Raw genomic sequence first — 25,464 nt, forward strand, 5'->3', positions numbered from 1 at the left:
CATTCAATGCGGCTCATGCATTGATGTCATCTGCTCGTTCATTTTCTGGAGTCTGACATGGAATTTTTGCTAGATCCTTCAATCTGGGCAGGCTTATTGACGCTGGTGGTACTTGAAATTGTTCTGGGTATCGACAATTTGGTGTTTATCGCCATTTTGGCGGATAAATTACCCCCCAGGCAGCGAGATAAAGCCCGCATTATCGGTTTAAGCCTGGCGTTGTTAATGCGTCTGGGCTTGTTGTCTTTGATTTCCTGGATGGTCACACTGACGCGTCCACTGTTTAGCCTTGGCGATTTCAGCTTCTCGGGTCGCGACCTGATTTTGCTGTTTGGCGGTATGTTCCTTTTGTTCAAGGCCACGATGGAGTTGCATGAACGGCTAGAGAACAAAACGCACGACGGCAATGGCAATCGCGCCCACGCCAGTTTCTGGGCTGTGGTGGCGCAGATCGTTGTGCTGGATGCTGTGTTCTCGCTGGATGCCGTGATTACCGCAGTGGGAATGGTCGATCACCTGGGCGTGATGATGACGGCGGTGATCATTGCGATGGGTGTCATGCTGCTTGCTTCTAAACCACTGACCCGATTCGTCAACGAGCATCCGACGGTGGTCGTCCTGTGTCTCAGCTTCTTGCTGATGATTGGTCTAAGCCTGATGGCGGAAGGTCTTGGCTTCCACATTCCGAAAGGCTACCTGTACGCCGCGATTGGTTTCTCTATTCTGATCGAGCTGTTTAACCAGATTGCCCGTCATAACTTCATGAAGCACCAGTCGCACCGTCCTTTGCGTGAGCGTACCGCAGAGGCCATTCTGCGTCTGATGGGTTCACGAAAAAACACGGATGATCTGGATGTGGATGAACCCCAGAAGAAGCTCACGAAAGAAGAGTTTGCTGAGGAAGAGCGCAATATGATCAGCGGCGTGCTGACATTAGCGTCGCGTTCACTGCGTAGCGTGATGACGCCACGTACTGAAATTTCCTGGGTGGATAGTGAAAGTTCCGTCGATCAGATTCGTATGCAATTGCTGGACACGCCTCACAGTCTGTTCCCGATATGTCGCGGTTCTCTGGATGAACTTATCGGCGTCGTCCGGGCTAAGGATCTGCTGGTGGCGCTGGAAACGCAGACGGATGTAGAAAGCTTCGCTGCGGCGAATCCGCCCATCGTTGTGCCTGAAACGCTGGATGTGATTAACCTGTTGCCCGTTCTGCGTCGTGCGAAAGGTAGTCTGGTTATCATCACCAATGAGTTTGGTGTAGTGCAAGGGTTGGTGACGCCGCTGGATGTGTTGGAAGCGATTGCGGGTGAGTTCCCGGATGAAGATGAAACGCTGGATATCATCCCGGACGGCGAAGGCTGGCTGGTGAAAGGCGGAACAGATCTGCATGCCTTGCAGCAGGTCGTGGATAGCAGCGATCTGGTTGACCCGAAGGAAGATTATGCTTCACTGGCAGGTCTGCTGCTGGCGCATAGCGATGAATTCCCGAAAGTTGGCGACATTATCGAATTGTACCACCTGCGCTTCCATATCGTTGAGGTTTCCGAATACCGTATCGATCTGGTGCGAGTGGAACGCATTGTGGATGAGGAAGACGCTGAAGAAGCGTAATGCGATCCGAGTAAGTTCGTTGCAAGATAAAACCCCGCTAAATTTGGACTGCATCCTAAAACTTGGACACCCAACTGAGTAAGGTGCAGTTTTTTTATGGCAGAAATAGAAATTCCCTTGAAACCAGACCGCCTGAGCGACCACCTTTAACCGGATGGCAATTACACCGAATTATTTACAGGGTCCTGCGGAAAATTAGTGCGTTTTGGGCGTCGCGGTGCCTGATGCGGCGGGAGTGAAATAATCGCTATCGTCCACAATCGGAATATAAATTCTGACCCACTCGGTGCCTTCAACCATCTCCCAACTATGTCCTTCCCCCTGCGTATCGGCGGCAATCAAAACCGTTCCGGGAGAAAGCAGGAAAGTAGAACCATCGCTGACCCGAAATTTCAATGTGCCCTTCAGCGTGATGACATATTGCTTGCGCGGGGCTGGGTGGACGTTCATCTCCCAGTCTTCAGTAGAATTACTGAGCCAAAATTTCTGTGCGGTGATTTTTTCCAGCGCAGGCACGCTGCCTGTTACGAAGGCCGAGTGATTATCGGGTGTATTGATCAGTTTGATGGCCGGTATTCGTGCTTCCTCGGCGTGAGTCGAAGGAGGCACAGCCGAATAAGCCGTAATGGAAACCAACAATCCGGCAAGTGCCAGAAGAAAACGCGATGTCTTTTTCATTTAAATAAAATCCATATTATCTATGCCCGATAAGTAGGCAACCCTATCTATGTCAGCCGTCTCTGTGTACGTCTTACAACGTCGGGGATGGTACTGCTGGGGGAGATCCTTCACCAGATGGTTAAAGCAATCACACTGATTGGTATATCGCTTGATTTGTTTATATTTTATTCATTCCTGTTCCGCAGTAGGATGAAATCTGTGAACAATAAATCAGTAGATGAAGGGAAGAGATATGCAGATTTCAGCCAATCGTCTGATGGCGACGATGCAAAGCGTATTGCAAAAAGCAGGATGTGAAGAGAACGAAGCCCGTATTGTCACCGAACACCTTGTGGCAGCAAACCTGAAGGGACATGACAGCCATGGCGTAGGCATGCTGCCACACTATGTGGAATTCATCGAGAAAGGGATTATGCACCCGAATACCCCTGCGCGTTTACTGCGTGATAGCGGGGCGGTGCTGCAATTTACGGGCGATCGCGGTTTTGGTCAGCGTACGGGAAAAGAGGCGATGCAGGCGGCCATTGAACGGGTGAAAACGACGGGCGTGTGTTTAATGACGCTATCGTCTACCTGCCATTTGGGACGCATTGGCACCTATGGGGAAATGGCGGCGGATGCCGGCCTTTTGTCAACGTTAACGATCTCGACCCGATTGTGGCGCCCTGGTGCGGCAGCGAAGCCCGTTTCGGGACGAACCCTATCTGCATTGCATTCCCACCAACGGAACATAACGCGGCCTTTGTTCTGGATTTTGCCACTAGCGTGGTGGCGCTGGGGAAAACGCGCGTCGCATATCTGGCAGGCAAAACGTTTGATGAAGAGGTCATGCTGGATTGCAACGGCGTTTCCACAAACGATCCGAAAGTCATGTGGGAAGGCGAAAAGCACGGTGCCCTGAAACCCATCGCGAAACATAAAGGTGGTGGGTTGATTTTAGCGGCCGAAATGCTGGCGGGATTACTTTCTGGCGGAGGAACTATTCAGCCGGAGAACACGCGTCAGGGGGCAATCGTGAATAACATGACGACGATAGTTATCGATCCTGCCAGTATGGTTTCTATGGCGTGGCTGCAAAAAGAATATGATGCGATGCTGGACTACGTTCGCTCATCAACGGCACCCGATCCGGCACAGCCTATTTTAATGGCCGGTGAGCCAGAACGTATTTCTCAGGTACAGCGCCATGCTGACGGTATTTATCTGTCCGATCAGGAGTGGCAGAAAATCGTTGATGCAGGCATCTCTTTAGGGATGAGTCCGGCTGAATTTGCATCAATGGCATAATATTACTCAGGAGAATAAAACGACGGGGAGAGGAAACTGATGCGGGGATGGGTGATATTTATTGTGATACTCGGGGGCTAGTGGCACTGGCCCCCTGGATTCAACGTCAGCTCCCCCCCGGTTACGATCCTTTTTCTCCGCTATCTGTTGATGATCCGCCCACGTTTATTACCCGACTGAAAATGAAGTCTGTCGCCAACGATCCTGATGCCTGTCTGGCCGTATTAAAGCGGGCTCAGGAAAACGGACGACTACGGTTCGCTGAGGCTAATGATATCAATGGACAATGTCCGGTCGTGTCGCCTGTACGGGTGCAAGGTTTTGGCACGGTCGCGCTGAGCTCCAGTTTCCTTGCCAGTTGTCCGCTGGCGTTGAGTAGCACCATGTTTGTGGCGCAGATCGTGATACCGCAGGCGCAATCGCTTGGTACATCGCTGGCGCGTATCGACCATATGGGTAGTTACGCCTGCCGCAATGTCTATCATCGACCAGAAGGGCGTTTGAGTGAGCATGCGACGGCGGACGCGTGGGATATCGCGGCGTTTCGTCTCTCTGATGGGCGACAGATTAGCGTCCTGAATCAGTGGCCGGCAACGGACGATCGCGGCAGCTATTTGCGCACCACGTTCAGGGAAAGCTGTCGCTTTTTCGGTAATTCGCTGGGGCCGGAATACAACGCCGCACACGCTAATCACTTTCACTTTGGTATGCGCGGTTTTGGCGTGTGTCGATGAGAAGACTCAGGTGGGAAAACTAAAAATCAGCGTACTCCTGAGCGGGGATCCAGAAGCCATCGATATACTCTTCGATGGGGAAGCAGCCAGCGCGGCGCAGGCGTTGTTCGTCCATCGCTTGCAGACACTGCGCTTCGGTGTTGTAGGCGCCGACGACCACATCGTCACAGCCATGCCCGAGATAACAAACAAATATCACTAACGCAAACATGCCGTTCTCCAGACATTACTGATTCTCTTTAGAGATGATAGATGAAAATTCGTGAGGAAAGAGGGAACGCACGGTTCATCAGGTGGTTTTATCACCACCTGATGCAGAAACTGCATTTATTCTTTAGAACGTGGCTGGGCGGAGGATGCGCCATCCCGCACTAAATCGCGCGGCAGGCTGTTTTTTATCCGGCTATTGATGCGCTTGGCCAAACCGACTGGCGTGTTCTGGTAGGTTAAAATCAGCTCATCCGCAGCAGGGAGCGGTTCTGGATAACAGTCTTTGCCCTGGAACCACTCGCAGGCGATGTCATCGGTCAGTGCGTAGGCATTGTCTGGGTGTGGATCGGCCAGCGCGACAATCGCTTCATGTTGCCAGCGAAAACCTTTAGGGAAGCGCTCGGCGAGCTTAATACCAATCCGTGAGAATTTGATATTGCCAAAGGCGGAGGCCAGCGCCGCAGGGAAAAGCCAGATCTCGCTATCACGCTGCCAAAGTTGCAGTAACGTCTCATCCCAATGAATGCCCTGCTTACGCGCCGCCTGTATAAGTGGCGTGCAATCTTTGGGGGCAACCGGAGAGAACGGGAATTTACCGACTTTATAACCTGGGCGCGGCAGTGGCGGCACGCTGGCCGTCTTGCGCAAACGGGCAACAAAGAAGCCTTCGCTGTCATAAATCTGTGGGAAGACGTGCAGGAAACCGTCTTCCGTTGTGGCACGCTCGGCATCGGTGAAGAGATCGCGTAACGATTCAAATTCACACGCATCAGGAAACTGTGCCTGTAGCCAATGACAGACCTGCTGATTTTCCTGCCGATTCAGCGTACAGGTGGAGTAAATCATCACGCCGCCGGGCTTCAGAGCATGGAACGCGCTCAGAATCAGGTCGCGCTGCGTGGCGGCTATCTCGGTAATGCTCTCCTGAGACCAGTGGCTCATTGCCGCCGGATCCTTCCGCACCACGCCTTCACCGGAACACGGGGCATCGAGCAGTATTGCATCAAAATATTCCGGCAGCGCCGCGCCGAAAACCCGACCGTCGAAGTGTGTCAGCGCGGTATTACTGACGCCGCAGCGGCTGATGTTGGCATGCAGCACTTTTACCCGACTGGCCGAATACTCATTGGCGATGATGGCCCCTTCATTATTCAGCCGTGCTGCGATCTGCGTTGTCTTGGAGCCCGGTGCGGCCGCGACGTCCAACACTGTTTTCAGCGTATCGTTGCAATGGAACAGGGCGCTGACGGGCAGCATAGAACTGGCTTCCTGAATGTAAAACAGCCCGCTTAGGTGCTCCAGCGTGTTGCCTAACCGCGTGTTTTCCTCTTCCGCATTCAGCAGCCAGAAACCTTCCTGACACCAGGGAATCGGCTCAAGCTGCCAACCATAAGGCTGCACGAGCTGAAGAAAGGCATCGACGCTGATTTTTAACGTATTAACACGGATGCTCCGGCGCAGCGGGCGCTGGCAGGCGGTAATAAAATCTTCCATCGAAAGCGATGAAGGCATGATGTCCCGCATTGTGTCGAGAAATTCAGTTGGCAGGCTGGTTGGGGTAAATTTTGCCACGGCGTGGTTCCGTACAGGTTATTCAGTAAAACGAGGGGAAGAAGCGGCGAAGTGTAGCACGGTTCTTTCATGCATCATGCGAAAACGACAGGGCGATCGTCGCCGCCCTGTCAGGTATGAGTGTTAATTATTGGGGGAATTCGGAATCGCGGTACCCCATTGCCGCCACTCTTTGGGTTCCTCATTTCGCAGCAGGAAATGTTTCCCTTCCTGCGCCTTAGGCGCGAGTGGAGTGCTGGGCGGCGTGGCAAACGCGATACCGCCGCGGATGAATTGCTGGAAGGTTCCGCTCTTGATGACGCCGCCCGTCAGGCCAAACTCCAGATTGTAGCCAGAAGCCAGCCAGAAGACGGAATTGTCACGCACCAGATGCTGATAGCGTTTGCTGATGCGTAGCGACACGGCGATACGGTCAGAGAGCGTACCCAGCGACAGGCCAGTTACCGTACCGACTTCTATGCCGCGGAACAGCACAGGCGTACCGACCTGCAACGCGCCAGCTTCCGGTGCATCAACGCTGATATTCAAGCCATCCTGATAGCGAGAATCGGAGATAGTGGCCTGTTGCAGTTCAAAATTACGTGTGACGCTGCCGTTACCCGGTTCGACGTTGATATAAGGCTGGAATAGTGTTTCTAGATGGTTCACGCCAGCGGCGGAAATTTCCGGTGTGACGACGGAAAAACGCGTTCCGGCACGGGCGAAATTACGTACATATTCAGGATAGAGCACGGCCTGCACCAGCACTTCGTTACGTTGTTCGGACAACTTCAGCGAATCTAATTGACCGATATCAATGCCCAGATAGCGGATCGGCATGCCCGGCGCGAGTTTACTGGCATCGTAGGTGCGCAGAATGATACGGCTCCCCACGGCGCGCGCTGCCGTTTCGTTGTTGTACAGAACGCGTTTGCCGCCTTTAATTTCCGGCGCACCTTCCAGATTATCAAAACTGATAGCGCCCTTAAGCGCCCGATTCAGCGGGGAAGCCTGCACGGTCAGGCCCGAGGTATTCAACTGCACACGGGCACCGCCTTCTGCCCAGAACACGCTGTTTTCTGTCAGCAGCTTACGGTGTTCGGGACGAATATAAACGTCAACCTCAAAGGTATCCGCCTTTGGCCGCACCCGCATGATTTCGCCTACCTGGAATTTACGGTACAGCACGATGGAACCGTCCTGAATATCCGGCAGGCTATCGGTCACTAAGGTGAGGGTAGGCGAGGGCGTGGAACCGCGAATGCCTTCTTCGGCTTTTTCGAGATCGCTGAACAGCGGGTAACGGGTCTGCACGTCGCCTTTACTGCCCGGTAAAACCTGAATACCGCCGCTGATCCACTCTTGGGCGCTGGCACCCAGCACTTGAATCCCATCCAGCCCCATCTTCACATTTACGCGGCTGTTAACGATGAATTTGCTGTCGCGGTGCAGTAGCTGGCGATATCGCGGCTCGATCACCAAAATGAAGCTGACGCCTTGTTCATCCAGCGTGCGCTTCACCACCTGACCGATCTGCACGCCGTGCAGCAGCACGGGCTGACCGCTATCAATGCCGTAGCTTTGTGCCGCCGTGAGCTGAATAGACAGCGCGCCGGGCTGGGTGAGCTGCTGTTGCCCGCTATCCAGCACGGTAAAATGCTGGCGCGGTTCGCCTTCACCGGGGATGAGCGTCAGCGTTGGGCCGCTCAGCAGGCGTGAAACATTCAGGTCGCTGAGTGAAAACTGGGGCTTGCTGAGTTCGATACGAGTGCCTTCACGCATCAGAGAAACCACGGAAGGATCGATGATCAGCTCTCCGCTGACCTTGCCGTCATCTGAGTTCAACGTGATTTTATTCAGCGTGCCAACTTCCAGCCCCTGATACATCAGCGGGGTACGGCCTTCGGATAGGCTGTCGCCCGACGGTAAATCCAGCGCGATTTTCACCCCACGCTGGCTCTGTGCCAGATCGGGATAGAGGCGGTAGGATTGTTCGGCACCCGCGTCCTCGCTCTCTTCCGGTGAATCGAACGCGATCGCCCCGTTCACCAGCGCCGCCAGATTCTCCATCTCAATTTTCGCACCGCTGACGCTGATGTCCGCATTAAAGCCAGACACGTTCCAGAAGCGGCTGTTCTTCTTCACCAGATGGGTAAAACGGCGTTCCACCAGCACGTCAATCATGACACCGCGGCGATCCTGAGAAACCGTATAGTCGTAGACTTTTCCCACCGGGATTTTACGGTAGTAAACCAGCGAACCGGTGTTCAGTGAACCGAGGTCATCCGCATGGAGATGAATCAGCAATTCTCCGGTGTTCACGCGGTACTTGGGCTGCGTGTCCAGCGCGGAAAAGTGCTCTTGCGGTTCGCCGGAACCGGGCATCATCCCGATGTAGTTACCGCCCACCAGCGCGTCTAATCCTGAGACCCCGGCGAGAGAGGCTTTCGGTGTGACCAGCCAGAACTGCGTCCCGCTGCGCAACGCCTCCTTCATATCACTTTTGATACTGGCTTCGACCTGTATGGTGCGCAGGTCTTCGCTCAGCTTGATGTTTTGCACTGTGCCGACTTCCACCCCCTGATAGCGCACGGGGGTACGCCCGGCGACAATCCCGTCAGCGGAGACGAAATCAATGGTGACCGTCGCGCCGCGCTCCTGCTGATTGGTGTAAATCAACCAGCCGGCAATCATCAGCGCAATCAGCGGCAACAGCCAGAATGGCGACAGGCGACGCTTGTTTTTCACCGTCGCTTCGGTTGGTGTCCCGGACGTATTATCTTGCATTGTTATTCCACATCAGTGTTATCCCACATCAGTCGGCTATCCAGCCATTCAACGGCAAGGATAGTGAGAATCACCGCCGCACCAAAGTAAAAGGCAGCAGGCCCCATGGTGAAAGCGAGGAGTTGATCGCGGTTGACGAGCGACATCGTCAGGGCAATCACAAATAAATCGAGCATAGACCAGCGGCCAATCCAGCGGATAACGCGCAGCATCTTCATGCGCATCATGATATTGCCTTCTGACCGGAGATGGATGCTCACCAGCAGCCCGAACAACACCAGTACTTTAGTAAACGGCACCAGAATACTGGCAATAAACACCACCAGCGCAACAGGAACATTGCCTGATGCGAGCGAAAGGATACCGGAGAAGATCGTGTCTTCCGTACGGGCGCCGTTGACATAAATAATTGATATGGGCAACTGGTTAGCGGGGAACAGTAAAATGATGGAAGCAATCAGTGCTGCCCAGGATTTTTGCAGGCTGTGCCGCTGGCGTAAGCGAAGCGGAATATGGCAACGAGGGCAGCGCCCTCGATTGTCTGGCGAACTGGTGAAATGGCAGGAAAGGCAGATTCGATAGCGATCCGGCGCAATCAATGGCCTCATGCGCGGGTAAAACCGTTGCCAAAGCTGGTCGGTATTTAAGTGAATTAGCGTCAACAGACTTAAGCTCATCAGCGCCAGAAAGGCGACCAGCCCGATACCCGCCTGAACATCCGCGAATTCACGGACTTTGATCGCGGCGACGGCCATACCGACCAGATAGATATCCAGCATCATCCACTCTTTTAACCGTTGCAGCATGAGCAGGATGGGCCGCAGATTCATACCGATTCGTGGGGCAAAGAACAGGTATAACAGCGAAAAGACCAGCGTGAGTGGCGCACCCACGGTACAGAAGGCGACCATGCTTGCCGTGAGCGGATTCCCCTGACGGGTGATCTGCCAAATGCCTTCAAACAGGCTGGCATTGATGGTGACGCCCAGAAGACGAATACTGATTAACGGTTCCGTGAAAGCAAACGGCATCAATACCAGCATGGCGACGGCCATCGCAGCAAGTCGTGAAATCGGCCAGTCTCTGCCTGAGCTGACTCTGGCATCGCAGCGCGGGCAGTTCGCTGTCTGGTTACGTTTCAACGGCGGCAGAGCAAAAAAGGCATCACATTCTGGGCAGCGATGATAACGATCGATCGCGGGTACGGCACTTTTCGCCCCCTCGGTTAACGGCGGTCGGGGAGAGGGAAACGGCGCAGGACTGGCGATATTATGTATTTTCATTTTCCCTGCGATCCGGTAGAAGGTGTTGAGTTCCGTTATATTCACGATAGATAACGTATTCACAGCTATTTAGTGTAACTGAAGGCTCAACGAATGATAAATTCATAATAAGGTTCTGATCTCTGCCCGATATTATTTTTCAGGTGGAAATAGCACGATATGCGTGACAGCGGTACAGTAAAGCGAAGGATTCTTCGCGCGAAGGCGCTAATCTTATGGCATCCTGTAGCCGGTGCTAATGCAGTCTGTGCGGGAATTGTTCGCACGGTTTTGAAAAGACAACGATATACGTTATGAATAAACAAGAATTTTATCAGGATCTCGTTCGCGACATGTCATCGCTTATCGCGGATGAAAATCGTTTTATTACGATCTTATCAAACAGTAGTGCGTTGCTGTTTGAGCGTTTGGATGGGGTTAACTGGGCAGGGTTTTACCTGTTGGATAGCGACACGCTTTTCCTGGGACCGTTTCAGGGCAAAGTTGCCTGTGTGCGTATTCCTGTTGGCAAAGGTGTATGCGGTGCGGCGATAGCTGAAAACCGCATTCAGCGCGTGGATGATGTCCATGCGTTCCCCGGTCATATCGCCTGCGATGCCGCGAGTAACGCGGAAATCGTGCTACCGCTTGTCGTGAACGGGCAAGTAATTGGCGTTCTGGATATTGACAGTACCCTTTATCAGCGTTTCGACGCAGATGATGAAGAAGGGCTGAAGGCCGTAGTTAGCGTACTTTGTGCTCAACTGGAAGCGAGTGATGTGATGACATTCATCAATTCTCTCACGTTGAGGCAAGGTTAACGTGGCAATTGCCGATGGCGTCATTATAATGACGCCTGTTCATGCCTGCGCCGGTTGGCAAACCCGTTGTAATCAGGAAATTTCATGGAAAATCAACCTAAGTTGAACAGTAGTAAAGAAGTTATTGCCTTTTTGGCAGAGCGGTTCCCGCTTTGTTTCACCACTGAAGGTGAAACGCGTCCGTTAAAGATCGGTATTTTTCAAGATCTTGTTGAGCGTGTACCAGAGTCCGATAACGTCAGTAAGACGCAATTACGCTCTGCGCTGCGTCTTTATACCTCAAGCTGGCGCTATCTGTACGGTGTAAAATTGGGTGCCCAACGTGTCGATCTGGATGGTAATCCGTGCGGCGAGTTGGAACAGCAGCATGTCGATCATGCCCGCACGCAGTTGGAAGAAGCGAAAGCGCGAGTTCAGGCTCAGCGTGCTGAGCAGCAGGCGAAAAAACGTGAAGCAGCCGGAGAATCGGCAGATGCGGCACGTACTCCTCGTCCCGCTCAGAAGCGTGCGCCACGTCGCGATGCTTCAAGCAATGCAGCGCAAAACAATGCGTCTCAAAACCGTGCACCGCGTAAACCACGTCAGCCTTCTTCCGACCAATCGCAGTCCTCTTCTCAGCAATCTGCTAATGCTCAATCTCGTCAGGTAAAACCTGCCAACAATGAGCGTCAGCGGGTCGCGGTTACGGATGTTTCCAAACTGCAAATCGGTCAGGAAATCAAAGTCAGAGCCGGCAAAGACGCCATGGATGCCACCGTGCTTGAAATTGCCAAAGGCGAAGTCAGAGTACAATTGGCTTCTGGACTGGCAATGATTGTACGCGCAGAACATTTGCAGTTCTGATACGGAGGCCAACCTGGGCATGAACAACTTAGTCAGAATAACCGCCATCGCAGGCTTACTGCTGGCGGGCTCTAGTTTTGCAAATGAAAACATTACGCGTGTTGAGCAGATCCCTCAGCTACATCAGGAGCCTCAACATGCTACCGTTAGCGACAGGGTGGCCTCACGTTTCCTGCGTTCACATTATCGCCAGTTTATGCTGGATGCGCAGTTCTCTGAGAAAATTTTTAACCGCTACCTCAACATGCTGGACTACAGTCACAATGTGCTGTTGGCCTCTGATGTGGCGCAATTTTCCGGGCAAAAAGCTCAGTTGGGTGACGCGCTGAAATCCGGTCAGCTGGAGGTTCCGTACGCGTTGTACAATCTGGCGCAGAAACGCCGGTTTGAGCGCTTTCAATATGCGCTGTCACTGCTGGATAAACCGGTCGATCTGACGGGCAATGACACGGTTGAGCTCGATCGTAGCAAAGCGCCTTGGCCGCAGAACGTCGGTGAACTTAACCGCCTGTGGGATGCCAAGGTAAAATATGACTGGCTCAGCCTGAAGCTGACCGGCAAAGATGATAAAGACATCAAAGAGACGCTGACCAAGCGTTACCAGTTTGCGATTCGCCGTTTGGCGCAGAGCAACAGCGAAGATGTTTTCCAACTCGTCATGAACGCCTTTGCGCGTGAAATCGACCCACATACCAGCTATCTGTCACCGCGTAACACCGAGCAATTCAATACCGAAATGAGCCTGTCGCTCGAAGGGATTGGTGCGGTGCTGCAGATGGATGACGACTACACCATGATTAATTCCATGGTGCCGGGTGGTCCGGCTGCGAAAAGCAAAAACATTACCGTGGGTGACCGTGTCGTTGGTGTAGGCCAAAGCGGTAAACCGATGGTTGATGTTATCGGCTGGCGTCTGGATGATGTGGTCGCGTTGATTAAAGGGCCGAAAGGCAGCAAGGTGCGTCTGGAAATTCTGCCCGCAGGCAAAGGGACGAAAACCCGTATTGTCACGCTGACGCGCGAGCGTATTCGTCTTGAAGACCGTGCGGTTAAAATGTCCGTCAAGACAGTCGGCAAAGATAAAGTCGGCGTGCTGGATATCCCCGGCTTCTATGTCGGCCTGACGGATGACGTCAAAGTTCAGCTCCAGAAGCTGGAAAAACAGAACGTCAGCAGCATTGTGATTGACTTACGGACTAACGGCGGCGGCGCGCTGACGGAAGCGGTAGGGCTCTCCGGTCTGTTTATTCCAAGCGGCCCAGTGGTTCAAGTGCGTGATAACAATGGCAAGGTGCGCGAAGACAGCGACACTGATGGCATTGTGTATTACAAAGGTCCGCTAGTGGTGCTGGTAGACCGTTTCAGTGCTTCCGCCTCCGAGATTTTCGCGGCGGCTATGCAGGATTATGGCCGTGCCTTGATCGTGGGTGAACCGACGTTCGGTAAAGGCACTGTGCAGCAATATCGCTCGCTGAATCGGATTTACGATCAGATGCTGCGTCCTGACTGGCCAGCGCTGGGATCCGTGCAATATACGATTCAGAAATTCTATCGTATTGACGGCGGTAGTACCCAGATGAAGGGCGTGACGCCTGACGTGATGATGCCTACCGGCACTGAGACGGTCGATACTGGCGAGAAATTTGAAGATAACGCGCTACCGTGGGACAGCATCAAAGCGGCGAATTACACGAAGAGCGGCGATCTGAAGGCGCTGATTAGCAAACTGAATGAGCATCATCAGGAGCGTATCGCCAAAGATCCTGAGTTCCAGTACGTCGCGCAAGATATTGCCCGCTACAACGCGCTGAAGGATAAGCGCAACATCGTGTCGCTCAATCTTGCACAGCGCGAGAAAGAGAATGATGATGATGAAGCGATGCGTCTGAAACGGATTAACGATCGACTGGCGAGAGAAGGGAAGAAACCGCTCAAATCGCTGGAAGATTTGCCGAAAGATTATCAGGCTCCCGATCCTTATCTGGATGAAACGGTGAAGATCGCTCACGATTTAGCGCAGGAACAGAAAGACTGATACGCTAAAATCGCTCTGATTGTCTGAGATCGTTAAGCGCCCTGTGGGTTATCCAACAGGGCGCTTTTTTCTAGATACAAAAAACGACTTCCGACCCCATAAGGGAAGCCGCTGTGACGTAGTCTTATGTGCATCGCGATAGCGTGTGTGATTAACGCCCCGCTTTTAGCTGCTGGAAATACGTTTCATACAGCGTGCTGGCGCTGCCGACGTCGTTCTGCCATTCGCCTTTCGCGATAGTTTCGTCATCCGGGTACAGCGTTTTGTCCCCTGAAACCTCTGGCGGGAGTAATTTTTTCGCTGCCAGATTTGGCGTCGGATAGCCGATAGTTTCCGCAACCTGTGCCGCCACTTCCGGGCGCAGCAGGAAATCGATCAGCTTCATCGCGCCGTCAACGTTTTTGGCGTTGGCTGGAATCGCCAGGCTGTCCATCCAGAAGATGCCGCCTTCTTTCGGCCAGATGACATCCAACGGTGTTCCCGCCTGACGCGCCACGTAGGCAGAACCGTTCCACACCATACCCAGATTGACTTCCCCCTCAATGAACGGGTTACCGGGGTTATCCGAGTTGAACGTCAGGACGTTCGGCATCAGGGCTTGCAACTCTTTATAGGCCGCCTCAATCTCTTTCGGATCGGTGGTATTCGCCGAATATCCCAACTTACGCAGGGCGATTTGGAATACCTCACGCGCATCGTCCGTCAGCAGCAGGCTGTTTTTGTACTTGGTATCCCATAAATCGGCCCAACGGGTGACGCTGGTGGGGTCAATCACTTCATGATTAATACCAATTGCCGTCGCGCCCCAGATATAGGGAATCGAGTAGTCATTGTTCGGATCGAAGGACTTGTGCAGCAGGTTCGGATCGAGATTATGGAAGTTGCTGAGCTTGCTGGTATCAATCTTTTGCAGCATGCCTTCTTTGCTCATCTTGGAGATGACATAAGTTGAAGGCACGACCAAATCGTAAGCGCCATCCTTATAGGTTTTCAGCTTGGCGTACATACTCTCATTGGATTCATAGGTGGAGTAAATCACCTTGATACCCGTTTCTTTAGTGAACTGTTCCAACAGACCCGGCGGTACGTATTCGGTCCAGTTATAGAAATAGAGCGTTTTACTGTCGCTGGCATTGGCGGTGTTGATGCCAAACGCCAGCGCGCAGGCTGCTAGTAGGTGTGGCCACTTTTTCATTATGTTTACCTCCTTACGAGTCCCAAAGGTTATATCAGCAGATATGAAAATAACGGTATTCATCGCGCGAGCTGCCACCTTACTTTCCGGTGCGGTCGCGTAAAATCAGCTGGCTACTGAGCACCAACACGAGCGACAGAATGAGTAAAATCGTCGCCAGTGCGTTGACTTCAGGGGATACGCCAACTTTCACCATCGAGTAAATCTTCAATGGCAGAATTTCATACGCGGGCCCGGTGACAAACGAGGACACTACTACGTCATCCATCGACAGCGTAAAGCTCAGCAGCCAACTCGCAGCCACGGCTGGCATCGCCAGCGGTAGAATGATTTTGCGCAAAATAATCACCTCGCTGGCACCCAAATCACGCGCGGCTTCCAGCATCCGCACGTCAAACCCTTTCAGGCGCGAATAGACGGTCACCACCACAAACGGCAGGCAGAACGTGATGTGGGAAAACAGCAACGACCAGAACCCGAGCGAGATGCCCAACAGCATGAAGAGCACCAGCAGCGAGATGGCCATCACGATATCCGGCGACATCATCACCACGAACAACATGCCGCCGACAAAAGGCTTGCCACGAAAACGGTAGCGGTATAGCGCAACAGCCGTCAGAGAGCCAATTAGCGTGGCGAAGGTGGCGGAAAAGACGGCCATCGTCAGCGAATGCTGCGCGGCCTGAAGCAGACTATCGTTGTTTATCAGCAGCCGATACCAGTCCAGCGTAAATCCCTGCCAGTTGATGCCAAAACGCGCCTGATTAAATGAATTCACGATCAGAATGACGATCGGGATATACAGGTAAGCGTAAATGATGGACATAAATCCACCGCGAATTAAGCGCCCGGTCATTCCAGCTCTCCTTTTTTATTCAGCAGGCGGGCTGTGCGGTAGTAGATAAACAGCAGCACGCCCATGACCAGCGTCAGGCAGATACTGGTCGCGGCACCAAACGGCCAATCGCGGATATTGAGGAACTGGCTTTTAATGACGTTACCGATCAGCAGATTCTTGGCACCGCCCATCAGGTCGGCCACGAAAAACAGTCCCATGGCGGGCAGCAGCACCAGCAGGCAGCCAGCGATAATTCCCGGCATGGTCAGCGGGATTACCACGCGAGTAAAGGTTTGCCACTTATTGGCACCCAGATCGCGAGCGGCTTCAAGGTAGGATTTATCGAGCTTTTCAATGCTGGAATAGAGCGGCAGCACCATAAAAGGCAGCAGGATGTAAATCAGGCCGAGAATGACCGCTTCGGAGGTGTACATGATCCGCAGCGGCGTATCAATCAGGCCAGTCCAGAGCAGAAATTCATTCAGATGGCCGCGCGTGCTGAGAAAGATTTTCAGCCCATAAATGCGAATCAGCGAGTTGGTCCAAAAGGGCACAATCAGCAGAAACAGCATCAGCGGCTGAATTTTTTTCGGTAAGCGCGCCAGAATAAAGGCAAACGGATAGCCCAGCAGCAGGCAGCAGAGCGTGGCGATAACGGCCATATTCAGCGAATGCAGCAGGACGGAAGCATAAAGCGGATCGGCCAGTCGCGTATAGTTTTCCAGCGTAAAGACCAGGCTGACGAAATGCGTGTCATCGCGCGTCAGAAAACTGGTGCCGATAATCATCAGGTTGGGCAGGAAAACAAACAGCACCAGCCAAGCAACGATGAGTGTGATAATGATGTTTTGAAAGCGTTTACGCGACGTCTTCATCGTGCAGGACGACCTCCCAACTTTCCACCCAGGTGACGTCGACTTTCTGGTTGAGTGAATGATCGAAGTCGGGATCGTCTTCGTTAAAGAACTCGCTGACCATGACCATCTTGCCGTTTTCCAACTCGATGTTGGATTCCAGCGTCATGCCTTTATAGTTGCGCTCGCGCACGTAGCCCACCATCCCTTCCGCCTGCATACCGTCGCCCAGCTCTTCGACGCGTAAATCTTCCGGCCGCAGCAGCACATTGAGGTGTTGGCCGACGGTAACCGGGAAGCTGACGGTGATAACGCACTCATGGCCTTCGACCTGCGCACGCACCCGCTGTTCGTCCAACCGCTCTAGCACGACAGCATCAAAGATATTTATTTCGCCAATAAAGCTGGCAACGAACAGGTTTTTCGGCTCTTCGTAGATTTCACGCGGCGTGCCGTCTTGCTCGATACGTCCATCGCGCATCACCACGATGCGGTCGGACATGGTCAGCGCTTCTTCCTGATCGTGCGTGACGAAAATAAAGGTGATGCCCAGCTTACGTTGCAGCGCCTTCAGTTCGTTCTGCATCTGCTTACGCAGCTTATAATCGAGCGCGGACAGGGATTCATCCAGCAGCAGCACTTTCGGCTGATTGACGACAGCGCGGGCGATGGCTACGCGCTGTTGCTGGCCGCCGGACAACTGATGCGGACGGCGCTGCGCCAGTTCCTCTAACTGCACCATTTTCAGCGCGTCAATCACGCGTGGCGCAATCTCTGCGGCGGGCGTTTTCTGCATGCGCAGACCAAACGCCACGTTCTCAAACACGCTGAGGTGAGGAAACAGGGCATAACTTTGAAATACGGTATTAACGTGCCGCTGCTCGGCGGGCTGATGGGTGATGTCCTGCTTTTCCAGCATGACAGTACCGCTATCGACCGTTTCCAGACCGGCAATCAGGCGCAGTACGGTGGTTTTTCCGCAGCCGGATGGCCCCAGGATCGTCAGAAACTCACCGTTATTAATGGTGAGATTAAAATGTGAAATAATGTCTTTGCCATCAAAGCCTTTATGGACGTTGAGCAATTCAACGACCGGCATATCAATGACCGGCATAGTTAGGGCGTTTTCTTTCATTAAGGTCGGGCTCTATTTCCTGATTTGGCCGACCAACGGCATCTCCGTTGCATCGCACCAAGGGTTATCACCTTTCAGACAGCGTGCGCAGTTAAGGGCGGCATTTTACGGGAAACGTTGCCTAACGCCAACTTGTGTGGTCCCACTTCCTGCCGATTGGCGGTGATTCAGTCACTGAATTAGCGCCAATGTTTCCTGATTGTTACCTGATTTGGACATTCATCGTGACCCGTCTGCCGCTTTTGGCCTGAATTCAGGTATGACGGTTTGTTAAATCGGAAAAAAACTGACCTGACGCAATATCTACCGGGGTAGCCCTATCCATAATGCCTTTCAGGGTTTTGGGGGCATAAATAAGATGGATAAATTACTCGACAGATTTTTGAACTACGTTTCATTTGATACACAGTCTAAATCCGGCGTCCGACAGGTGCCGAGCACCGACGGTCAGCTGAAACTGGCGCGTGCATTGCAGCAGGAATTGCTCGAACTGGGGTTTGAACAGGTTGTGCTCAGCAAACAGGGCTGCCTGATGGCGACGCTTCCAGCTAACGTTGCCTGGCCCGTTCCGGCTATCGGTTTTATTTCACATATGGATACGTCGCCGGATTTTAGCGGCAAAAATGTTAACCCGCAGATTCTGGAAAACTACCGCGGCGGCGATATTGCTTTGGGCGTGGGGGATGAAGTGTTGTCACCTGTGATGTTCCCGGTGCTGCACCAGCTACTGGGGCAGACGCTGATTACCACCGATGGCAAAACGCTGCTGGGGGCAGATGATAAGGCGGGCATTGCGGAAATCATGACCGCGCTGGTGCGCCTGAAAAAAAGCCAACTCCCGCACGGTGACATTCGCGTTGCCTTTACGCCCGATGAAGAAATTGGCAAGGGCGCACAATTTTTTGATGTTAACGCGTTTAACGCACAGTGGGCCTATACCGTGGATGGCGGTGGTGTCGGCGAACTGGAGTATGAGAATTTTAACGCCGCGTCGGTTCAGGTGAAAATTGTGGGCAACAATGTGCACCCCGGTAGCGCCAAAGGCGTGATGGTGAACGCGCTGACGCTCGCCACTCGCTATCACCAGCATGTGCCGGAGAGCCAATCGCCGGAACAAACGGACGGCTATCAGGGGTTCTACCACCTTCACACGATGAAAGGTTCTGTAGAACGTGCAGACTTGCAGTACATCGTTCGCGATTTTGACCGCAACGGCTTTGAACAGCGGAAACAAACGATGCTGGATATTGCGGAAACGGTTGGTGCAGGGCTGCATCCGGATTGCTACATTGAAGTTACGATTACCGATACCTATTACAACATGCGTGAGCAGGTTGAGCAGCACCCGCACATTATTGCGCTGGCGCAGCAGGCGATGCGGGATTGCGATATTGAGCCGAATATGAAACCGATTCGCGGCGGCACTGACGGCGCACACCTGTCATTTCAGGGGCTACCGTGCCCGAATCTGTTTACCGGCGGCTACAACTATCATGGCAAACATGAATTTGTCACGTTGGAAGGCATGGAAAAGGCGGTCTCTGTGATTATGCGTATTGCGGAACTGACGGCACTGCGTGCGAAGCCGTAACGCTTCTATTCTATAGAGACGAATAAGGCGGGAATATACCGCCTTATTATGGTGCAAGCCGTTATTCAGGCTTGGTCTTAATCCGCGAAGTACCAGTAGCCGCTGTTGATCAGCACGGTGAGCTGCGCGAGGAAGGACGGATCTTCCAGTGCATCGCCCAGTTGCTCCGCATCAATGGTAGGATGCTCAGCCAATGCAAACAGCGCTGCCTTGTGCGTGCTGTTCACCTTCTCTCCGTTAACGAAGCAGCTATCCCCAACGCAGATGACCCGCAGGCCGCCTAAACGGCGCAGTGGCTCACCTTGTTGCAGATAGTCATACACTTCGCCAGCCTGATAAGGTGGCTCCGGCGGTGAGAGATCGAGCTCATGGCGGGACTGGGAAATAAACTCACCAAACCAGTTCTGAAAATGCTCCGGCTGTTGCACCAAATCCAGCATCATTTTTTGCAGCGCATCCAGTTCTTGCGGCAGCACGCTGGCGATATGTTCACGGGAGGGAATTTCGGGATCGCTGTAGCGATGGCTGCCGAGTTCACGGGAAAGCACATAATCTGCAAAACCGCTAACCAGCTCGCGCGCATTTGGCGCACGGAAACCCACCGAGTAGTTCAGCGAGTTCTCCAGCGAATAGCCTTCATGTGGGAAACCCGGTGGAATATAGACGATATCGCCCGGTTCCAGCTCTTCATCAATAATGGCATCAAACGGGTCGACCTGTAGCAGGTCTGGGTGTGGGCAATGCTGCTTCATCGGTATTTTTTCACCGATGCGCCAGCGGCGACGTCCCGTCCCCTGAATGATGAACACATCATACTGATCCAGATGCGGCCCTACGCCACCACCGGGAACGGAAAATGAAATCATCAAATCATCAGTACGCCAATCCGGCAGTTGTCGAAATGGCTGCATCAAGGCAGAAGAGGGCTCATGCCAGTGATCGACGGCCTGTACCAGCAGCGACCAGTTACTTTCCCCCAGATGATCATAGCTCTCGAAAGGGCCGTGGCTGACTTGCCAGCGTCCGTTCTGATGGCTGACCAGACGGCTATCGACCTCGTTTTCCAACGCCAGACCGGCGAGTTCATCAGGTGAAATCGGATCGATAAAATGCGTGAAGCCGCCTTTAATCAGGAGCGGGCGCTTTTGCCAGTAGTTCGCTAAAAAATCCTGCCAGTCGAGATTGAGCTGATAGTCCATACCGTTTTCCAGAAACTCGTTTTTGAGGAAATGACTGTTCTTGAAGACATGATTTTTCTTGAAATAATCAGTATTTTAAAACAATCCGCATTGTGGCAATAAGTATAGCGGAAGCATCGCGCGCTGTACTGCCTTACCCCTCATTCTGGCTCAGGTTCTGGCGGGAGAAAATAGCTTCGACTCGGGCACCGCCCAGTGCGCTGTCGCTGATCAGGATCTCACCTTGGTACTGTTCGATAATTTCGACGGCCACGGCGAGGCCGATACCTTGTCCGGGGCGCATGCGGTCAGCACGTTGTCCACGCAGGAAAATCATTTCGCGCTTACTCTCATGAATACCGGGGCCGTCGTCATCGACAATCAGATGCAGCTTGTGATCGGAGTATTGCACGCTAATCTCGACAAACTCCAGACAGTACTTACAGGCATTATCAAGAATATTGCCCAGCACTTCCATGAAGTCATTCTTCTCACCGACGAAGGTCAGTTCGGGGGGAATATCGAGCGTCAACACCACGCCTTTGCGTTGATACACCTTATTTAGCGCGGAACACAGGCCATCCAGCAGCGCCGGAACCGAGTGTACTTCGCGTATCAGTAAATTATGTTCGGAGCGCACGCTGGCGCGATGCAGATAATAGCCAATCTGCTGCGAGATGCGACTGATCTGCGCCAGCATAATGGGCTCAGCCTGATCGATAGTGATCTCTTTACCGGTACGTAGCGCGCGCAACGTGGTTTGTAAGACGGCCAACGGCGTTTTCAAACTGTGGGTGAGATCGGTGAGCGTCGTGCGGTACTTATGGTAGCGCTGACGTTCGTTGTTCAGCAGGATATTCAAGTTTTTCACCAGACTGAACAATTCGCGCGGCGGATTTTCATCCAGTTGTTCACGCGTGCCTTTTTCCAGCTCGGCGATCTGTTTTACCAAATGCTGAATAGGGCGCAGACTCCAGTGCGCGCCTAGCCACAGCAGGGGAAGCACCAGAAGAAGGTTGGCGATCAGAACATAGCTGAACCATTCCCATACGACGTCTTGTTGCTGAAGCTCCTGCGGAATGCGATCGACGACAACAATCGTGATGGACGGGAGATGCTCGGTCTGCGGATAAACGTTCACGGCGATGGAGTGCGTTAAGGCATTACTATGCGCGCCATTCAATGCCCGCAAACTGCCCAGTAACAAGGTATTGCCCGTTAATACTGCGCTGCTGGTATTGGTGTCGGTATCCAATTCATGATAGGCAGTCTTGTTCAGCCATTCCGGATTGATCAGCGCTTCCAACTCTGGAACGTGCTTTTCGCGCCAGAGCATGTTGCCATGCTCATCGTATATCAACACCAGCGTGGGAAAGTTGATATCAACATCGGGCGGCGTGATGATATTCAGTTGGTTATCGCGCCACTGGGCGAGGCTGTAGTAGAGGTTACTCTCGCCGCGCAGGAGGCGGAATGAGGTTTTATCAAAGTTGGCGCTGTAACCGATAATGGCGACAACGCCATAGGCTAGCGACAACGCCAGTACGATGGCCGCTGTCGCCAGTAAAAAACGAATGCGGAGAGAGAAGGGCGGCGTCTTATCGCTCATACGGAGCCTGAAGGCGTATCAATATCAAAACGATATCCTTGCCCACGCACGGTCGTGATCACATCCGGTGCCTCTGCTTGCTGAATTTTCTTACGCAGTCGCCCCATCAGCACGTCGATAGTATGACTTTCCCGCAGTTCTGCATCGGGATATAGCTGTAGCATCAGCGATTCTTTGCTGACAACCTTTCCTTTGTTACGAATCAACGTCTCGATAATGGTGTATTCGAACGCAGTGAGCTTGATAGGCGCTCCATGGATCACCAGCTCGCGGCGTGACAAATCGATCTCAAAGGGCGGCAGGCTGATGATTTGAGATGCCAGCCCGCTATTGCGCCGCATCAGCGCCTGCAACCGCGCGACGACCTCTTCCATATGGAACGGTTTGGTCACGTAATCGTCTGCACCAGCTTCCAGTACCGCCACTTTGTCCTGCCAGCCTTCACGCGCCGTCAGCACCAGAATCGGGAGTTTGACCTGATGCGCGCGCCAACGACGGATCATGCTCATGCCATCTTCATCGGGCAACCCGAGGTCGACAATGGCGATGTCCGGCATATTCTCATGCAGGAAATAATCCGCTTCTTTGGCGTCAGACGCGGCATCAACCTGATGCCCCATTTCGTTCATCTGAACGGTTAAGTGATGGCGCAGTAATACATTATCTTCAACGACCAGAATCCGCATCGTTATATCCTCTGTCGAATAGATAGGGGGTATATTTATCGAAATATTTTTATATATCCTATCTTTCATCTGTCACGTATGTCGCTCCCGCGTATCAACATTATACGCAGAGAAAGTGATTTATTTTATTTGTTAAATTATCCACAGGGAGCATAAACCGGGTTTAAACGGGCTGGAAATGGTCATACTCGTCATACTTCGAGTTGCATGTGTGTTGGCTACGTTCAGTCACCCGAATCACTTACCTGAGTAAGCTCATCGGGATTCCTTCGCTTGCCGTCTACCTGAAACTCGAATTATTTAGAGTATGGTGCGGCAGCTAATTAGCGGGCAGGACACCCGCCAGAGAGAGGTCGTGATAGGGTTCGAGAACGGTTATTTCAGGTCATCGACCATGGTGATAGCGCGGCCGATGTAGTTGGCTGGCGTCATGGCTTTCAGACGCGTTTTTTCCGCTTCTGGTAATGCCAGACCATCGATAAATTCCTGAATACCCGCGGCATCAACGCGTTTACCACGCGTCAGCTCTTTCAGCTTTTCGTACGGTTTTTCAATCCCGTAACGGCGCATGACCGTTTGGATCGGTTCTGCCAGGACTTCCCAGTTGTGATCCAGTTCATCTGCCAGACGATCGCGGTTCACTTCCAGTTTGCTAATGCCTTTCATCGTGGCCTGATAGGCGATCAGTGCATAGCCCACACCTACGCCCAGATTACGCAGCACGGTGGAGTCGGTGAGGTCACGCTGCCAGCGAGAAACCGGCAGTTTGCTGGCCAGATGCGCCAGAACGGCGTTCGCCAGACCCAGGTTGCCTTCTGAGTTTTCGAAGTCAATCGGGTTCACTTTGTGCGGCATGGTGGAGGAACCGATTTCGCCTGCAATGGTTTTCTGTTTGAAGTGATTCAGCGCGATGTAGCCCCAGATATCACGATCAAAGTCGATCAAAATCGTGTTGAAACGCGCGATGCAATCGAACAGTTCGGCGATGTAATCGTGCGGCTCGATCTGCGTGGTATACGGGTTCCAGTTGATGCCCAGTGAGGTGACAAAGCTTTCGCTGAACTGGTGCCAGTCCACTTCCGGGTAGGCAGCCAGATGGGCGTTATAGTTACCGACGGCGCCATTAATCTTACCCAGAATCTCAACCTGTTGCAGTTGACGATATTGGCGCTCCATGCGGTAGGCCACGTTAGCGAACTCTTTACCGATGGTGGAGGGCGTAGCGGGCTGACCGTGTGTGCGAGAAAGCAGCGGGATATCGCGGTATTCCTGCGCCAGCGTTTTCAGCGCATCAATGATTTGACGCCAGTGCGGCAGAATGACGTCGCGGCGAGCGGTGTCCAGCATCAGCGCGTGAGACAGGTTGTTGATATCTTCTGACGTACAGGCGAAGTGGATGAATTCGTTGACGGCGTGCAGCGCAGGAATCGCGGCAACTTTTTCTTTCAGGAAGTATTCAACGGCTTTCACGTCGTGGTTGGTGGTACGCTCGATGGTTTTAATGCGAGCCGCATCTTCTTCACTGAATTCGGCGACAATTTTATCAAGGAAAGCGTTTGCGTCGGCGTCAAATGCAGGAACTTCCTGGATCTCTGCACAGGCTGCCAGTTTTTGCAGCCAACGTACTTCAACCTGCACACGGAATTTCAGCAAACCGAATTCGCTGAAAATGGTGCGCAACGTGCTGACTTTATCGCCGTAGCGTCCATCAATAGGGGAAACGGCGGTCAGTGAGGATAATTCCATCGCAAGCAACTCCTGAGATTGGTTTTAATAACGATTAATTTCAATAACGATCAATTTCAATAAAAACAATTAATTTCAATAAAAACAATGATTTTAAATAACAGCAACCGGTTTTGTGACGCTGGTGTTAATCACACCAGCGTCAGCGATAGCGGCAAGAATACCATCAAACGGATGGGCAACGCGCCAATATCTGTTTTGCTTCTTTAACCAACTGGCCGCGTGAGAACATCAGCTGTAGGCGTCCACCACCAATTTGCTGCCAGAGTACCGCAGAGCGGATACCGGCCAGCAGGGCCGCGCGCACTTTCGCCTGCACCTGACTGTTTTTCAGCACTTCCGGTGAGCCGGTAACCTGAATACGTGGCCCCAGCGTACTGATAACATCCACGTAAATTGCAGCCAGCGCGCTGACAATCGTTTCGGAAAGCAGCTCGAAATGCTCCAGTTGGCGCTCTAACTGCCCGATGCGTTTACCTAATTCGTCAAGCGCGGCAGGCTTCGCTTTCAGCTTGCGCTCTAACGCAATCAGGCTGAAAGCATAGCGTGATAATTCCGCACCCGCGCCTTTATTGCTGCTGGTGTTCAGAATGCCTAACAGCGTTTCCACCCCAACTTTCAGGTTTTGCTCGTCATTGCCGTAAACGGCCAGCGTGGACGCCGGATTAAGGTTCAACACGCTGTTCAGCGAGGTATGCAGCACATCGTTATTACAGTGACCCGTATGGGCCAACTGCTGGACGGCATGCGCTGATTGGCAAATGCCTGCTAACGCCAGCGTAATCTCATAATAATTCTTAGCCACGG

At 52.7% G+C, this 25,464-nt stretch carries 19 protein-coding genes and 2 pseudogenes; 7 read left to right on the forward strand and 14 right to left on the reverse strand.

Annotation, left to right across the window (positions count from 1 at the left end):
- Positions 1-57 precede the first annotated feature (57 nt).
- Positions 58-1,614, forward strand: a complete 1,557-nt coding sequence (locus O1Q74_RS08915; protein WP_271877994.1) for a TerC family protein — start codon at positions 58-60, stop codon at positions 1,612-1,614.
- A gap of 195 nt (positions 1,615-1,809) precedes the next feature.
- Here O1Q74_RS08915 and O1Q74_RS08920 read toward each other — a convergent pair whose 3' ends face one another.
- Positions 1,810-2,292: a hypothetical protein gene (locus tag O1Q74_RS08920; protein WP_271877997.1), complete on the reverse strand. Its 483-nt coding sequence runs from the start codon at positions 2,290-2,292 to the stop codon at positions 1,810-1,812.
- A gap of 235 nt (positions 2,293-2,527) precedes the next feature.
- On the opposite strand from O1Q74_RS08920, the pseudogene O1Q74_RS08925 reads away from it, so the two are divergent.
- Together O1Q74_RS08925 and O1Q74_RS08930 are read left to right on the forward strand one after the other, a co-directional pair.
- Positions 2,528-3,582, forward strand: a pseudogene (locus O1Q74_RS08925) (malate/lactate/ureidoglycolate dehydrogenase).
- 39 nt (positions 3,583-3,621) lie between these two features.
- Positions 3,622-4,316: pseudogene (locus O1Q74_RS08930) on the forward strand (extensin-like domain-containing protein).
- Between the two features lie 19 nt (positions 4,317-4,335).
- Here the strand turns inward: O1Q74_RS08930 and O1Q74_RS08935 are convergent.
- The 4 genes from O1Q74_RS08935 to yebS all read right to left on the reverse strand — a co-directional run bounded on the left by O1Q74_RS08935 (position 4,336) and on the right by yebS (position 10,147).
- Positions 4,336-4,527 carry a YebW family protein gene (locus tag O1Q74_RS08935; RefSeq protein ID WP_015840090.1) on the reverse strand — a complete coding sequence of 64 codons (192 nt, stop codon included), beginning with the start codon at positions 4,525-4,527 and terminating at the stop codon, positions 4,336-4,338.
- Between the two features lie 116 nt (positions 4,528-4,643).
- A complete protein-coding gene (gene rsmF / locus O1Q74_RS08940; RefSeq protein ID WP_271878008.1) occupies positions 4,644-6,098 on the reverse strand; it encodes a 16S rRNA (cytosine(1407)-C(5))-methyltransferase RsmF in 1,455 nt (484 codons plus the stop codon).
- A 123-nt stretch (positions 6,099-6,221) separates the two neighbouring features.
- On the reverse strand, positions 6,222-8,864 hold the full coding sequence (locus O1Q74_RS08945; protein WP_271878011.1) for a PqiB family protein: 2,643 nt from the start codon (positions 8,862-8,864) through the stop codon (positions 6,222-6,224).
- A gap of 2 nt (positions 8,865-8,866) precedes the next feature.
- Complete coding sequence (yebS, locus tag O1Q74_RS08950; protein WP_271878014.1) at positions 8,867-10,147, reverse strand: membrane integrity lipid transport subunit YebS; 1,281 nt, start codon at positions 10,145-10,147, stop codon at positions 8,867-8,869.
- Positions 10,148-10,440: 293 nt separating this feature from the next.
- On the opposite strand from yebS, the gene O1Q74_RS08955 reads away from it, so the two are divergent.
- The 3 genes from O1Q74_RS08955 to prc all read left to right on the forward strand — a co-directional run bounded on the left by O1Q74_RS08955 (position 10,441) and on the right by prc (position 13,825).
- Positions 10,441-10,947, forward strand: coding sequence for a GAF domain-containing protein (locus tag O1Q74_RS08955; protein ID WP_271878017.1), 507 nt, complete (start codon positions 10,441-10,443; stop codon positions 10,945-10,947).
- 84 nt (positions 10,948-11,031) lie between these two features.
- Positions 11,032-11,790 carry an RNA chaperone ProQ gene (proQ, locus tag O1Q74_RS08960; protein WP_271878019.1) on the forward strand — a complete coding sequence of 253 codons (759 nt, stop codon included), beginning with the start codon at positions 11,032-11,034 and terminating at the stop codon, positions 11,788-11,790.
- Between the two features lie 19 nt (positions 11,791-11,809).
- Positions 11,810-13,825, forward strand: coding sequence for a carboxy terminal-processing peptidase (prc, locus tag O1Q74_RS08965; protein ID WP_271878022.1), 2,016 nt, complete (start codon positions 11,810-11,812; stop codon positions 13,823-13,825).
- A 151-nt stretch (positions 13,826-13,976) separates the two neighbouring features.
- Here prc and potD read toward each other — a convergent pair whose 3' ends face one another.
- The 4 genes from potD to potA all read right to left on the reverse strand — a co-directional run bounded on the left by potD (position 13,977) and on the right by potA (position 17,826).
- On the reverse strand, positions 13,977-15,020 hold the full coding sequence (gene potD, locus O1Q74_RS08970; protein WP_271878024.1) for a spermidine/putrescine ABC transporter substrate-binding protein PotD: 1,044 nt from the start codon (positions 15,018-15,020) through the stop codon (positions 13,977-13,979).
- 79 nt (positions 15,021-15,099) lie between these two features.
- Positions 15,100-15,876, reverse strand: coding sequence for a spermidine/putrescine ABC transporter permease PotC (gene potC, locus O1Q74_RS08975; RefSeq protein WP_010309753.1), 777 nt, complete (start codon positions 15,874-15,876; stop codon positions 15,100-15,102).
- Positions 15,873-16,733 carry a spermidine/putrescine ABC transporter permease PotB gene (potB, locus tag O1Q74_RS08980; RefSeq protein WP_271878029.1) on the reverse strand — a complete coding sequence of 287 codons (861 nt, stop codon included), beginning with the start codon at positions 16,731-16,733 and terminating at the stop codon, positions 15,873-15,875. Before potB ends, potC begins: the two co-directional genes overlap by 4 nt.
- A complete protein-coding gene (gene potA / locus O1Q74_RS08985; RefSeq protein ID WP_442953133.1) occupies positions 16,717-17,826 on the reverse strand; it encodes a spermidine/putrescine ABC transporter ATP-binding protein PotA in 1,110 nt (369 codons plus the stop codon). The genes potB and potA overlap by 17 nt, the downstream gene beginning before the upstream one ends.
- Before the next feature lie 379 nt (positions 17,827-18,205).
- Here potA and pepT point away from each other — a divergent pair, with 379 nt between their 5' ends.
- Entirely contained in the window at positions 18,206-19,438 is a 1,233-nt protein-coding gene (gene pepT / locus O1Q74_RS08990) for a peptidase T (RefSeq protein WP_271878035.1), read from the forward strand.
- Between the two features lie 77 nt (positions 19,439-19,515).
- On the opposite strand, the gene O1Q74_RS08995 is transcribed toward pepT, so the two are convergent.
- The 5 genes from O1Q74_RS08995 to hflD all read right to left on the reverse strand — a co-directional run bounded on the left by O1Q74_RS08995 (position 19,516) and on the right by hflD (position 25,462).
- A complete protein-coding gene (locus O1Q74_RS08995; RefSeq protein WP_271878038.1) occupies positions 19,516-20,637 on the reverse strand; it encodes a ribosomal protein uL16 3-hydroxylase in 1,122 nt (373 codons plus the stop codon).
- A gap of 133 nt (positions 20,638-20,770) precedes the next feature.
- The gene (phoQ, locus tag O1Q74_RS09000; protein ID WP_271878041.1) at positions 20,771-22,225 is read right to left on the reverse strand and encodes a two-component system sensor histidine kinase PhoQ; all 1,455 of its coding nucleotides are present in this window, start codon (positions 22,223-22,225) and stop codon (positions 20,771-20,773) included.
- Positions 22,222-22,911, reverse strand: coding sequence for a two-component system response regulator PhoP (gene phoP, locus O1Q74_RS09005; RefSeq protein WP_271878044.1), 690 nt, complete (start codon positions 22,909-22,911; stop codon positions 22,222-22,224). The genes phoQ and phoP overlap by 4 nt, the downstream gene beginning before the upstream one ends.
- A gap of 375 nt (positions 22,912-23,286) precedes the next feature.
- Positions 23,287-24,657: an adenylosuccinate lyase gene (gene purB / locus O1Q74_RS09010; RefSeq protein WP_271878047.1), complete on the reverse strand. Its 1,371-nt coding sequence runs from the start codon at positions 24,655-24,657 to the stop codon at positions 23,287-23,289.
- A gap of 166 nt (positions 24,658-24,823) precedes the next feature.
- Positions 24,824-25,462 carry a high frequency lysogenization protein HflD gene (hflD, locus tag O1Q74_RS09015; protein WP_271878049.1) on the reverse strand — a complete coding sequence of 213 codons (639 nt, stop codon included), beginning with the start codon at positions 25,460-25,462 and terminating at the stop codon, positions 24,824-24,826.
- Positions 25,463-25,464: the final 2 nt, after the last annotated feature.

This window comes from Pectobacterium sp. A5351 (assembly GCF_028335745.1).
Taxonomy (GTDB): domain Bacteria; phylum Pseudomonadota; class Gammaproteobacteria; order Enterobacterales; family Enterobacteriaceae; genus Pectobacterium.

Bases quoted from the DNA above. Each gene is read 5' to 3' on its own strand.
- O1Q74_RS08915 (WP_271877994.1), top strand. From the start codon at position 58: ATGGAATTTTTGCTAGATCCTTCAATCTGGGCAGGCTTATTGACGCTG.
- O1Q74_RS08920 (WP_271877997.1), bottom strand. From the start codon at position 2,292: ATGAAAAAGACATCGCGTTTTCTTCTGGCACTTGCCGGATTGTTGGTT.
- O1Q74_RS08935 (WP_015840090.1), bottom strand. From the start codon at position 4,527: ATGTTTGCGTTAGTGATATTTGTTTGTTATCTCGGGCATGGCTGTGAC.
- O1Q74_RS08945 (WP_271878011.1), bottom strand. From the start codon at position 8,864: ATGCAAGATAATACGTCCGGGACACCAACCGAAGCGACGGTGAAAAAC.
- yebS (WP_271878014.1), bottom strand. From the start codon at position 10,147: ATGAAAATACATAATATCGCCAGTCCTGCGCCGTTTCCCTCTCCCCGA.
- O1Q74_RS08955 (WP_271878017.1), top strand. From the start codon at position 10,441: ATGAATAAACAAGAATTTTATCAGGATCTCGTTCGCGACATGTCATCG.
- proQ (WP_271878019.1), top strand. From the start codon at position 11,032: ATGGAAAATCAACCTAAGTTGAACAGTAGTAAAGAAGTTATTGCCTTT.
- prc (WP_271878022.1), top strand. From the start codon at position 11,810: ATGAACAACTTAGTCAGAATAACCGCCATCGCAGGCTTACTGCTGGCG.
- potD (WP_271878024.1), bottom strand. From the start codon at position 15,020: ATGAAAAAGTGGCCACACCTACTAGCAGCCTGCGCGCTGGCGTTTGGC.
- potC (WP_010309753.1), bottom strand. From the start codon at position 15,876: ATGACCGGGCGCTTAATTCGCGGTGGATTTATGTCCATCATTTACGCT.
- potB (WP_271878029.1), bottom strand. From the start codon at position 16,733: ATGAAGACGTCGCGTAAACGCTTTCAAAACATCATTATCACACTCATC.
- potA (WP_442953133.1), bottom strand. From the start codon at position 17,826: ATGCCGGTCATTGATATGCCGGTCGTTGAATTGCTCAACGTCCATAAA.
- pepT (WP_271878035.1), top strand. From the start codon at position 18,206: ATGGATAAATTACTCGACAGATTTTTGAACTACGTTTCATTTGATACA.
- O1Q74_RS08995 (WP_271878038.1), bottom strand. From the start codon at position 20,637: ATGGACTATCAGCTCAATCTCGACTGGCAGGATTTTTTAGCGAACTAC.
- phoQ (WP_271878041.1), bottom strand. From the start codon at position 22,225: ATGAGCGATAAGACGCCGCCCTTCTCTCTCCGCATTCGTTTTTTACTG.
- phoP (WP_271878044.1), bottom strand. From the start codon at position 22,911: ATGCGGATTCTGGTCGTTGAAGATAATGTATTACTGCGCCATCACTTA.
- purB (WP_271878047.1), bottom strand. From the start codon at position 24,657: ATGGAATTATCCTCACTGACCGCCGTTTCCCCTATTGATGGACGCTAC.